This window comes from Micromonospora arida (assembly GCF_003857035.1).
Taxonomy (GTDB): Bacteria; Actinomycetota; Actinomycetes; order Mycobacteriales; family Micromonosporaceae; genus Micromonospora; species Micromonospora arida.
Genome location: NZ_QGSY01000325.1, coordinates 1 through 10740, shown reverse-complemented (window position 1 = coordinate 10740; position 10740 = coordinate 1). Strand labels below are relative to the sequence as shown.

11 protein-coding genes and 2 tRNA genes are annotated in these 10740 nt (G+C 68.4%); 5 read left to right on the top strand and 8 right to left on the bottom strand.

The genetic code is table 11. From position 1 onward, the window contains the following. From DLJ58_RS32050 to DLJ58_RS32040, 3 genes are all read left to right on the top strand, one after another. Window positions 1-804 (top strand): replication initiator (locus DLJ58_RS32050; RefSeq protein WP_341869943.1); only part of this gene is annotated, 804 nt, incomplete at its 5' end. A 22-nt stretch (window positions 805-826) separates the two neighbouring features. Then, window positions 827-1024 carry a helix-turn-helix domain-containing protein gene (locus tag DLJ58_RS32045; RefSeq protein WP_124862435.1) on the top strand — a complete coding sequence of 66 codons (198 nt, stop codon included), beginning with the start codon at window positions 827-829 and terminating at the stop codon, window positions 1022-1024. Beyond that, a complete protein-coding gene (locus DLJ58_RS32040) occupies window positions 948-2234 on the top strand; it encodes a tyrosine-type recombinase/integrase (RefSeq protein WP_244219215.1) in 1287 nt (428 codons plus the stop codon). Before DLJ58_RS32045 ends, DLJ58_RS32040 begins: the two co-directional genes overlap by 77 nt. Window positions 2235-2325: 91 nt before the next feature. Here the strand turns inward: DLJ58_RS32040 and DLJ58_RS32035 are convergent. The 6 genes from DLJ58_RS32035 to gyrB all read right to left on the bottom strand — a co-directional run bounded on the left by DLJ58_RS32035 (window position 2326) and on the right by gyrB (window position 8357). Then, window positions 2326-2401 (bottom strand) — tRNA-Ala (locus tag DLJ58_RS32035). Between the two features lie 41 nt (window positions 2402-2442). Continuing rightward, window positions 2443-2571 (bottom strand): DLW-39 family protein, encoded by a 129-nt coding sequence (locus tag DLJ58_RS34785; RefSeq protein WP_244219214.1) that lies wholly within the window; start codon window positions 2569-2571, stop codon window positions 2443-2445. A gap of 42 nt (window positions 2572-2613) precedes the next feature. Next, a tRNA-Ile gene (locus DLJ58_RS32030) sits at window positions 2614-2687 on the bottom strand. 151 nt (window positions 2688-2838) lie between these two features. Continuing rightward, the gene (locus DLJ58_RS32025; RefSeq protein ID WP_124862430.1) at window positions 2839-3753 is read right to left on the bottom strand and encodes a DUF3566 domain-containing protein; all 915 of its coding nucleotides are present in this window, start codon (window positions 3751-3753) and stop codon (window positions 2839-2841) included. A gap of 4 nt (window positions 3754-3757) precedes the next feature. Further along, the gene (gene gyrA, locus DLJ58_RS32020) at window positions 3758-6280 is read right to left on the bottom strand and encodes a DNA gyrase subunit A (RefSeq protein ID WP_112583939.1); all 2523 of its coding nucleotides are present in this window, start codon (window positions 6278-6280) and stop codon (window positions 3758-3760) included. Between the two features lie 130 nt (window positions 6281-6410). Continuing rightward, window positions 6411-8357 carry a DNA topoisomerase (ATP-hydrolyzing) subunit B gene (gene gyrB, locus DLJ58_RS32015; RefSeq protein WP_124862428.1) on the bottom strand — a complete coding sequence of 649 codons (1947 nt, stop codon included), beginning with the start codon at window positions 8355-8357 and terminating at the stop codon, window positions 6411-6413. A gap of 520 nt (window positions 8358-8877) precedes the next feature. On the opposite strand from gyrB, the gene DLJ58_RS32010 reads away from it, so the two are divergent. Next, window positions 8878-9432 (top strand): hypothetical protein, encoded by a 555-nt coding sequence (locus tag DLJ58_RS32010; RefSeq protein ID WP_091396527.1) that lies wholly within the window; start codon window positions 8878-8880, stop codon window positions 9430-9432. On the opposite strand, the gene DLJ58_RS32005 is transcribed toward DLJ58_RS32010, so the two are convergent. Then, window positions 9417-9905 carry a MarR family winged helix-turn-helix transcriptional regulator gene (locus tag DLJ58_RS32005; protein ID WP_124862425.1) on the bottom strand — a complete coding sequence of 163 codons (489 nt, stop codon included), beginning with the start codon at window positions 9903-9905 and terminating at the stop codon, window positions 9417-9419. The two genes, DLJ58_RS32010 and DLJ58_RS32005, sit on opposite strands and share 16 nt — an antisense overlap. A gap of 125 nt (window positions 9906-10030) precedes the next feature. On the opposite strand from DLJ58_RS32005, the gene DLJ58_RS32000 reads away from it, so the two are divergent. Continuing rightward, entirely contained in the window at window positions 10031-10258 is a 228-nt protein-coding gene (locus DLJ58_RS32000; RefSeq protein WP_124862422.1) for a hypothetical protein, read from the top strand. A 9-nt stretch (window positions 10259-10267) separates the two neighbouring features. Here the strand turns inward: DLJ58_RS32000 and DLJ58_RS31995 are convergent. Next, window positions 10268-10740, bottom strand: a 473-nt coding sequence (locus DLJ58_RS31995) for a DciA family protein (RefSeq protein WP_124862419.1), incomplete at its 5' end; no start/stop codon positions are given.

The following is a 10740-nucleotide window of genomic DNA, read 5'->3' as shown; positions in this document are numbered from 1 at the left end:
CACCCCGACCGGCCCGAAGGCTGGTCGATCGTATGGGGCGACCCGTCCAAGGGCCTCGACATCCGACCCATCAGCCTGACCGGCAGCGGTGAGGTCACCGACGGCATGGTCGCCGGCTACCTTGCCAAGTACGCCACCAAGAGCACCGAGGTAACCGGGCACCGCTCCGTCAGGCTCGACGCCGACACCATCGGCGACTACGCCGACCCCGACGGCGACCACACCGCCCGCCTCATCGACGCCTGCTGGCGACTCGGCCGACCCACCAAAACACCCGTCCCGCTCTCGCAGCGACCCCGGGACCACCGGCCCACACCCGGCTTCGTGACGCGCTGGGAATGCCCCGACTGCGGCACCCACACCCGCTACGCCGCGTGCCCCGTCTGCGTCGCCGAACGTCAAGCCAGCCTTGACGCCGAATCCATCAAACCGGTGACGAGCAGCCCTTACGCCCGGCTGCGCCGCTGGGCACACATGCTCGGCTTCGGCGGCCACTTCCTCACCAAGGCCCGCCGCTACTCGGTGACCTTCCAACTCCTGCGCGACACCCGCGTCACCTACCGACGCAACGACGACCAGGACCAGGACGTCACCGACCCCATCAGGGCCGTCGACCACCTCGACGGCACCACCCTGATCGTCGGCACCCTCACCTTCGCCGGCGTCGGCTGGCACACCACCGGAGACGCCCTGCTCGCCAACACCGCCGCCGCCATGGCCCGCGCCCGACACGCCACCGGCCGCGAAGAACTCGCCCACGAACTCGGCACCACCCCCGCCGGCACCGTGCCGGTCGCCGCCTGACCAGACAGGAGAAAAAGTGAGCATGGAAGGAACCAAGGTTCCCCGGTCGATCGACCCGCTGTGGACGGTGGAGGACGTGTCCACCTACTTGGGCGTACCGGTGGCGACTCTCTACCAGTGGCGCTACCGCCGGATCGGGCCTCGTGCTTCCCGGGTCGGTCGTCACCTCCGTTACGACCCTGCCGACGTGCGGGACTGGCTCGACCGCAAGGCGGCCTGACATGGCTGTCGATGACCTGTGGTACCTCAAGGCGTTAGGGCCGGATCGAAAGCGCCTGCCCTCGAAACGGCACGGTCGCGGCAAACGCTGGCGGGTTCGCTACTCGGACGCCTCCGGCGTTACTCGTGAGCGGCTGTTCGACCGCCAGACCGACGCCAAGGACTTCGACGCCAACGCCAGAACCGGCAACGTCGACGCCGCAAAGGTGGACCGCGCTCAGCGGTCGGTAACCTTCCAGGACTACGCCGAACGCTGGCGGCTGTCGCGTGAGATCGGCTGGGCGATGGAAACCCGGAAGCGGGTCGAGTCGAACTTGCGTTGCCACCTGTTCCCGGCCTTCGGGTCGGTGACTCCTCGCTCGATCACGCTGACCACCGTCTTGGAGTGGCTGACCTCGCAGCTCGCCAACGACGTCCCCAAATCGTCGCTGCGTCTGTACTTCGAGCTGCTTGACGCGATCCTCGCGGCTGCCGTCACCGACAAGGTGATCCCTGACAACCCGTGCGACGGGGTGAAGCTCGTGAAGGTGCTCCGTGGCCTGTCCCGCGTGCCGAAATGGGTACCGACAGAACATGAGGTGTTGGCGCTACTCGACGCGGTTCCGGCTCGGTATCGGGCTGCGATCTGGCTCGGTGCCGGCCAAGGGTGCCGCTTCGGCGAGATGTTGGGAATGGAGCACGGTAAGAGCGTCGACCTGAGCGCCCAGGAGCTGCACGTCACTCAGCAGCTCCGGTACTCCCCGCAGGGCTACGGCGGCTTCTACCTCTGCCTGCCCAAAGCCGGTTCGTCGGGAACCCTCGACCTGGACCAGGCCGTGCGGGAAGCGCTCGAAACTCACGTCCGCGACTTCCCACCGGTCGAGGTCGAGATGGTCGACATAACCTCCGGCGACCCGGTACGCCGCTCGGTGCCACTGTTGTTCACGACCACGCGAGGGAATCCGTTCACGGACCGGACCTGGTCGAACGAGTGGGTCAAGTGGCGGGACAAGGCGGGATGGCCCAAGAAGCACGGAGGGTTTCACGCGCTGCGGCACTTCTTCGCCACGACGCTGATCACCAATCACGCCGAACCACAGGACGTGCAACGGCTGCTCCGTCACCAGACGCTACGGATCACCTTGGAGACCTACGTGCACTGGTGGCCTCGCCGAGAGCGGCGGCGCGGTGTGATCGGTGATGTCCTGCGGGCTGCGGCGCACCGCCGGTAGATGCCAACCGAGGGAAGATCATTCCTGGTCTGTGCCGGATCTGTGCCCGATGATCTCGAACCTAGCTCCGGTGCAGCTCACAGGCTGTGTGTGGTGGAGCCCAGGGGACTCGAACCCCTAACCCCTGCCTTGCAAAGGCAGTGCTCTGCCAGTTGAGCTAGGGCCCCGTGGGTGGCCTGGCGACGATCGCTCGTCGCCAGGCCGAACGTCAGCGCAGGTCGGGCGCGGTGGTCGCCTCGTGCCACAGGGCACGCTCGTCGTTCGAGGCCTTGATCTTGTTGAACACGACGGCGGCGACGCCGGCGACGCCAGCCAGAATCAGCAGCTTCTTGAACATGGGGCGACCCCTCGCGCTCGACTATCGTCGGACGACATGCGGTGGGGCTAGATGGAATCGAACCATCGACCTCAGAGTTATCAGCTCTGCGCTCTAACCGACTGAGCTATAGCCCCGCGTTGCGACGAGCAAGATTAACCCATCCGCTCCGCCGGCCCCAAATCGGGGTCCGAGCTTGCGAGCCAGGCCCGTCGCCGCCTGCAAAACCTACCCGAGTACGGGGCGCCGGAGCGACCGCATTCCGCGGTGCCCCGGCGTCCCGGTCACTCAGTCCCGCTCAGCGAGGGTCAGCTCGATCCCGCCGACCAGGTCGGCGCAGACGTTGTAGACGAACGCTCCCAGGGTGGCCAGCGCGGTGAACAGCACCACGTTGACCAGGCCGATCAGCGCCGAGCTGAGAATCACGCCCTTGGCGGTGATCTGGAAGCCGCTGGTGCTCTGCCCACCGCCGGCGTTGACCAGGTCACTCAGGCTCTCGTTGACGCTCTGGAACACACCCATCGCGTCCAGCGCCAGGTAGAGCACCGAGGTGGCCACCACCACGACGATGAAGAGCACCACCGACACCGCGAATGCGAACTTCATCACGGACCACGGGTCGATCCGCTTGAGGTTCAGCCGGGCCCGACGCGGCCCGCGGGAGGCGGCCGAGCTGACCGACGTACGCGCCGCACGCACGGCGTCACCGACGCGGGCTGCGCCGACAGCGGACGCGTTGCCGATCCCTGGCGGCAGGCCACCGCCGCTGGCCGGGCGGCCGGCAGTGGCGGCCGTACGCGCCGCTTCCGGCTGCGGCTGGGTCATCCCGGGCGTGATCCGCGACTGGGTGCCGGTGGACCCGGTTGACGCCGCCTGACCGGGCCGGACACCGATCGGCTGGGTGGTGGCCGGACGCGCCGAGGGTGCCGCAGCCGGGCCCGGAGGACTGGCGGCGGCCGACGTCGGCGCCTCGGCGCTGGGCGTCTCGGTCTTGTCGCCGGACTCGCCATCCTCGCCCGGTTGCTCCGGCGGGGGTGTCATACCTGGAGCCCTGGTGAACTTCGGGGCAGGCGCGTCGGCGGGGACCGTCGCCCGGCCCACGGCCGCGCGGCCGGTCGCTGGTGTGCCGCTCTTGGCGGCCTCCTCGTCGACCGGTTTGGCCGAGGTCCCCGTGTTCCCCGACTTCGCCTGTGTCTCCGTCATTCAACTAGTCCTGTTCGTCAGGCTCGTCGGCATTGCGAGCAATCGCCACGATAGTCACGCCGTCCGGGAGGTCCATCAGCTTGACCCCCATTGTGTTCCGGTCACGCGTACGGCGTACAGGCTTCACTGGAGTCCGAATGACACCACCGTTGCTGGTGATCGCGAACAGCTCGTCGTCCGGATCGATCACCACCGCGCCAACCAGACCACCGCGCCGTTCGGTGATCTTTGCAGTCAACACGCCCTTACCTCCCCGGCCCTGCACCGGGTATTCCTCGATCGGGGTGCGCTTCGCGTATCCCCCGTTCGTGGCCACCAGAACGTCCAAACCTTCCCGCACGACTTCCATGGCGAGCAGGACGTCGTCGTCCGTGAAGCGCATGCCGATCACGCCCGAGGTGGCCCGGCCCATCGGCCGCAACGCCTCGTCCGAGGCGTTGAACCGGATCGCCTGTGCCTTCTTCGAGACCAGCAGCAGGTCGTTCTCCGGCGCAACCAGCGCAGCACCGACCAGCTCGTCCTCATCGCGCAGGTTGATCGCGATGATGCCGCCGGAACGGTTGGAGTCGAACTCCTCGAGCCGCGTCTTCTTCACCAGGCCGTTCTTCGTGGCCAGTACCAGATAGGGGGCTACCTGGTAGTTCGGGATCTCAATGATCTGCGCGATCTGCTCGTCGGGTAGGAAGGCGAGCAGATTGGCCACGTGTTGGCCCTTGGCTACCCTACTGGCCTCCGGCAACTCGTACGCCTTGGCCCGGTAGACACGGCCCTTGTTTGTTAAGAACAAGATCCAGTCGTGGGTCGAGCAGACGAAGAAGTGGCTGACGATGTCGTCCTGCCGCAGCGTGGCGCCACTGACGCCCTTACCGCCGCGCCGCTGCGAGCGGTACAGATCGACCTTCGTCCGCTTGGCGTAACCGGTGCGGGTGATCGTGACGACCACGTCCTCGCGGGCGATGAGGTCCTCCATCGAGACCTCGCCGTCGAACGGGATGATCTGCGTCCGGCGGTCGTCGCCCCACTTGGTGACGATCTCGCCCAGCTCCTCCGAGACGATCTTCCGCTGCCGCTCGGGCTTGGCGAGGATGTCCTTGAGGTCGGCGATCTCGATCTCGAGCTTCGCCAGGTCGTCGATGATCCGCTGCCGCTCCAGGGCGGCGAGCCGGCGCAGCTGCATGTCCAGGATCGCGGTCGCCTGGATCTCGTCGATCTCCAGCAGCCGGATCAGGCCCTGCCGGGCGTCGTCCACGGTCGGCGAGCGCCGGATCAGGGCGATCACCTCGTCCAGCGCGTCCAGCGCCTTGCCCAGGCCGCGCAGGATGTGCGCCCGCTCCTCGGCCTTGCGCAGCCGGAACGCGGTCCGCCGGCGGATCACGTCGATCTGGTGCTCGACGTAGTAGCGGAGGAACTGGGCCAGGTTGAGCGTGCGCGGCACCCCGTCGACCAGGGCCAGCATGTTGGCGCCGAAGGTCTCCTGGAGCTGGGTGTGCTTGTAGAGGTTGTTCAGCACGACCTTCGCGACCGCGTCGCGCTTGAGCACCAGGACGATTCGCATGCCGGTACGACCGGAGGACTCGTCGCGGATGTCGGCGATGCCGGCGAGCTTGCCCTCCTTGATCAGCTCGGCGATCCGCTCGGCGAGGTTGTCCGGGTTGACCTGGTAGGGCAGCTCGCTGACGACCAGGCAGGGGCGGCCCCGCTTGTCCTCCTCGACCTCCACCACGGCGCGCATCCGGATCGAGCCGCGACCGGTGCGGTACGCGTCCTGGATCGCGGTGGTGCCGACGATCAGGCCGTGGGTCGGGAAGTCCGGGCCCTTGACGATGCCGAGCAGGGCTTCGAGGGTGGTCTCCTCGTCCTCCTCCGGGTGCTCCAGGCACCACTGCACCGCCGCGCCGATCTCCCGCAGGTTGTGCGGCGGGATCTTGGTGGCCATGCCGACCGCGATGCCCTCGGAGCCGTTCACCAGGAGGTTGGGGATCCGCGACGGCAGGATGGTGGGCTCCTTGGCCCGGCCGTCGTAGTTGTCCTGCAGATCGACGGTGTCCTCGTCGATGTCCCGCAGCATCTCCATGGCGAGGGGGTCGAGCTTGCACTCGGTGTATCGCATGGCGGCGGCCGGGTCGTTACCCGGCGAGCCGAAGTTGCCGTTGCCGTCGACCAGCGGGTAGCGCAGCGACCAGGACTGCGCCATCCGGACCAGCGCGTCGTAGATCGCGGAGTCGCCGTGCGGGTGGAACTGACCCATCACGTCACCGACGACGCGGGAGCACTTCACGTAGCCGCGGTCCGGACGGTAGCCGGAGTCGAACATCGCGTAGAGGATCTTGCGGTGGACCGGCTTGAGGCCGTCCCGGACGTCCGGCAGCGCACGACCGACGATGACGCTCATCGCGTAGTCGAGGTAGGAGCGCTGCATCTCCACCTCGAGCCCGACCGGTTCGATCCGGTCGTGCGCGACCACCGCGGCGATGGCCTCGGCGGGGACCTCGGGCTCGTTCGGTGTGGACTCGGGAGAATCGGTCACTGTATACCCTTATCAGACTCAGAGTCGTTTTCGTGCTGTGGATAACGGCTGTGGATACCGGCCAAGCTGTGGATAACTCTGTGGACCGCCGGATCGGCCGGGCTCTGCCCGGCCGATCCGGCTCAGTCCGTCAGATATCCAGGAACCGCACGTCCTTGGCGTTGCGCTGAATGAACGACCGGCGCGCCTCGACGTCCTCACCCATCAGCACACTGAACAACTCGTCGGCGGTCGCCGCGTCGTCGAGAGTGACCTGACGCAGGGTACGCGTCGCCGGGTTCATCGTGGTTTCCCACAGCTCGGGATAGTTCATCTCGCCGAGGCCCTTGAAGCGCTGAATGTCGTCCGGCTTGGCGTTCGGCTTCTTCTGCTGGCGCAGCACGATCAGACCGTCCCGCTCGCGGTCGGAGTACGCGTACTGGGCGTCGTCGCCCTTCTTGTTCCACTTGATCTTGTAGAGCGGCGGAGCGGCCAGGTAGACGTGCCCCATCTCGACCAGCGGACGCATGAAGCGGAACAGCAGGGTGAGCAGCAGCGTCTGGATGTGCTGACCGTCGACGTCCGCGTCGGCCATCAGCACCACCTTGTGGTACCGCAGCTTCTCCATGTCGAAGTCGTCGTGGATGCCGGTGCCCAGCGCGGTGATCAGCGCCTGGACCTCGTTGTTCTTCAGCACCCGGTCGATCCGGGCCTTCTCCACGTTGAGGATCTTGCCGCGGATCGGCAGGATCGCCTGGGTCCGTGGGTCGCGACCCTGCTTGGCCGAGCCGCCGGCCGAGTCACCCTCGACGATGAACACCTCGGACTCACGCGGGTCGGTGGACTGGCAGTCGGCCAGCTTGCCCGGCATCGAGCCGGACTCCAGCAGCGACTTGCGCCGGGCCAGCTTGCGCGCCTGCTGGGCGGCGATCCGGGCGCGGGCCGCCTGGGAGGCCTTCGTGATGATCATCTTGGCCTCGGCCGGGTTGCGGTCGAACCAGTCGACCAGCCGGTCGTTACAGACCCGCTGCACGAAGCTCTTCACCGGGGTGTTGCCCAGCTTGGTCTTGGTCTGGCCCTCGAACTGCGGGTTGGCCAGCTTGACCGAGATGATCGCCGCGAGCCCTTCCCGGATGTCCTCGCCGGAGAGCTTCTCGTCGCCCTTGAGCAGCTTCTTGTCGGTGCCGTACCGGTTGACCACGCTGGTCAGCGCGGACCGGAAGCCCTCCTCGTGGGTGCCGCCCTCGTGGGTGTTGATCGTGTTGGCGAAGGTGTAGACCGATTCGCCGTACGACTCGTTCCACTGCATGGCGATCTCGAGGGACATGCCCTCCTCTTCGGCCTCGAACTCGACCACTGTCTTGTGGATCGGGCTCTTCGAGGCGTTGAGGTGCCGGACGAAGTCCGCGATGCCGCCCTCGTAGTAGAAGGTGACCTCGCGCTGCCGGCCGTCCTCTTCCTCGGCCACCCGCTCGTCGAGCAGGTGGATGCGCAGGGCGCGGTTGAGGAAGGCCATCTCCTGCAGGCGCCGGTAGATGGTCTGGAAGTCGAAGTCGACGGTCTCGAAGACGTCGGGGTCGGGCCAGAAGGAGACCGCCGAGCCGGTGCGGTCGGTGGCCTCGCCCTTCTCCAGCGGGCTCGGCTTGGAGTTGGTGTAGTGCTGCCGCCACACGGAGCCGGACTTGTGGATCTCGACGAACATCTTGGTGGAGAGCGCGTTCACCACGGAGACACCGACGCCGTGCAGACCGCCGGAGACCGCGTACGCCTTGCCGTCGAACTTGCCACCCGCGTGCAGGATGGTCAACGCGACCTCGACACCTGGCTTCTTGAGCTTCGGGTGAAGGTCGACCGGGAAACCACGGCCGTTGTCGGTGACCCGGACGCCGCCGTCGGCGAGCAGCACCACGTCGATGGTGTCGCAGTATCCGGCCAGCGCCTCGTCGACCGCGTTGTCGACGACCTCCCAGACGAGGTGGTGCAGACCGCGCTCGCCGGTGGACCCGATGTACATACCGGGCCGCTTGCGAACCGCCTCCAGCCCCTCGAGAACGGTGATCGACTCTGCGCCGTACTCCTGCTTGTCCTGCGCTGCCACCCTCGGCCACTTTCTCGCGTCAGCCGCGCCGGTAGGGCGCGTCGGGCGCGGGTTCGGCGGACAGGACGCGACGTCGGCGCGCGGACCGGTGCCGGAGACCTCCGGACAGCGGGTCGAACGCGCCGGTCGCCGCGGTTGCCCGCGGATCGCGATCGGCTCGACCCGACGTGGAGAATGAATCTGGGGCCACCGGCCCCGTCCCTCTCCCACACCGGGTCTTCGTCTCGCTGTCAATCCTACTGTGCGCGGGGGACAGAACCACCACTCGGCACCCTCAGAGAGGCGGCTGAGATGTCCGTAGCCGGCAGAACCCCGCCGCCCACGACTCCCCCCACACGCCATGCCCCCATCGCACGCGCCGCCCCGGAACGGGTTGACCCGCGGTCGGGCGGGTCGGGGGTCGCGGCCGAAGCGTCAGTGCCGTACGTTTGCGGCGCCCCGGAACCAGCCTTGATCTTTACCGGTTGGAACCGGGACGATCGACCCGATCGACCCGACACGTGCTCTTAAGAGGTGACAGATGGGGCTGGACAACGTCGCGGTGCACTGGCCGCGGACCGGCCGCTTCTACGATCCGGTCGCGCCGGCCGAGTTCGTCGACTTCGGCGAGATCGTCGACCTGCCGCGCATCTCTGCACCGACCGCGGCGCTGGCCGAGCTGATCGCGAAGACCGGCACCATCCGGGCGACCGCGTACACCGAGTTGGTGGATCTACTGCTCGGCCTCGAAGGTGTGTTGTACGCCACAGACGCCGCCGCCGAGGACGAGGACCCGGTGATCGACCCGGACGGCTGCTCCTGGATCGCGAGCGGCATCGAACGGTTCGTGGCCGCGCACCGCGCGACCGGCGAGGCGGTCACCTTCGAGTCGGTGAGCACCGTGCTGCGCTCCCTGCTCGGCGACGGTCGGTTGGCCGAGCAGCAGCTGCGCTGGCTGGAGAGCCGGCTCGACGCGCTGCGCGACGAGCGCGGTGATCCGCCGCAGTGGAACTTCACCTGTGCCGAACTGGGCGTGCTGGCCGCGTTCTACCGGCGCTGCGCCGAGCGCGGGTTCGCCGTCTACGCCGACGCCTGAGCCGCCGCGTCGGTCTCCGAGCCGGCCGGCCGGTTGGCGGCCGAGATCACCTGTGTGAGCACCGCGTGCAGGTGTTGCAGATCCTCGACGGGCAGCCCGAGCCGCTGCACGATCGCGGCCGGGATCAGCTCGGCCTGACTCCGCAGCGCGGCACCGCTGGGGGTGAGGGTGACGGCGAGGCTGCGCTCGTCGTTCGGGTCGCGTTCCCGGCGCAGGTAGCCGGCCGCCTCCAGCCGCTTGAGCAGGGGTGACAGCGTGCCCGGGTCGAGCTGGAGCAGGCGACTGAGGTCGCGGCCGGACAGCGGCGCGTGCTGCCAGAGCGCCAACATCACCAGGTACTGCGGGTGGGTCAGCCCCATCGGTTCCAGCAGCGGCCGGTAGACGGCCACGACGCTGCGCGCCGCGACCGAGAGGGCGAAGCAGACCTGCTGCTCCAGGGCCAGCGGGTCGACGCCGTCCGGTCGTTCGCTCATCGGTTGCCCTCTCTCCGCACGGTGACTATCGTACCGATCATTGGTACACCAACCATTGGTGCGCCAAAGGTACGCTCGTGCGGCGGGCGAGAACCGGCGAGGCGACGCGGGGAAGAGGGCGGCAGATGAGCGACGACGGCGCGATCACCAGGGCCCCGGGCGAGGGCGGCCGATTGATGCGTTGGGCCTTCCGGCACCTCGCCGGCCCGGCCGAGGGTGTGCAGGGCGCGGTGCAGGGCGGCTCGGCCGAGGCCCGCGAGGCGTGGAAACGGGACCTGGCCGAGCGCAAGCGCTTCACCCGGGAGCAGCGGGAACGCAAGCGGGCAGCCCGCGAGGCCGACCGGCGCGGCTGAACGGCCGGCTCAGCCGTACGTGTCGCGCGGACCCCGGCCGCGTACGCGGCGTGGGCCCTTCCCCCAGGAGGGCGCGGCCGGGCCGTGAATGTGCAGCTTGCGCACCACGTTGTGCCCGACCTCGCTGGCGATCTGCTTGAGCAGCGAGCCGGCGAGCAGCCGCAGCTGGGTGGCCCAGGCGGTCGAGCGCGCCTCCACGGTCAGCTCGCCGTTCTCCAACTTCACCGGGCGGCTGTTCTGCGCGACCTCCGCACCGACGACCCGCTCCCAGGCGCCGAACACGGTGGCCTCGGCCGCCGGCTGCTGCCAGCCGCGCGCCTTCACCAGCCGGTTGAGCACGGCGCTGAGCGGCTGCGGATCGCGCGGGTCGGGGCCGGGGCCGGAGTAGCCGCGCAACCGCCGCCCCGAGCCGCCGGCAGCGTCGCCGCCGCCGGGGGTACGCCGGGCGCGGGCCGCCGCCTGTCGCCGGGACAGCGCCGCGT

Bases quoted from the DNA above. Each gene is read 5' to 3' on its own strand.
- DLJ58_RS32005 (WP_124862425.1), bottom strand. From the start codon at position 9,905: ATGAGCGAACGACCGGACGGCGTCGACCCGCTGGCCCTGGAGCAGCAG.
- DLJ58_RS32045 (WP_124862435.1), top strand. From the start codon at position 827: ATGGAAGGAACCAAGGTTCCCCGGTCGATCGACCCGCTGTGGACGGTG.
- DLJ58_RS32000 (WP_124862422.1), top strand. From the start codon at position 10,031: ATGAGCGACGACGGCGCGATCACCAGGGCCCCGGGCGAGGGCGGCCGA.
- DLJ58_RS32025 (WP_124862430.1), bottom strand. From the start codon at position 3,753: ATGACGGAGACACAGGCGAAGTCGGGGAACACGGGGACCTCGGCCAAA.
- DLJ58_RS32010 (WP_091396527.1), top strand. From the start codon at position 8,878: ATGGGGCTGGACAACGTCGCGGTGCACTGGCCGCGGACCGGCCGCTTC.
- DLJ58_RS34785 (WP_244219214.1), bottom strand. From the start codon at position 2,571: ATGTTCAAGAAGCTGCTGATTCTGGCTGGCGTCGCCGGCGTCGCCGCC.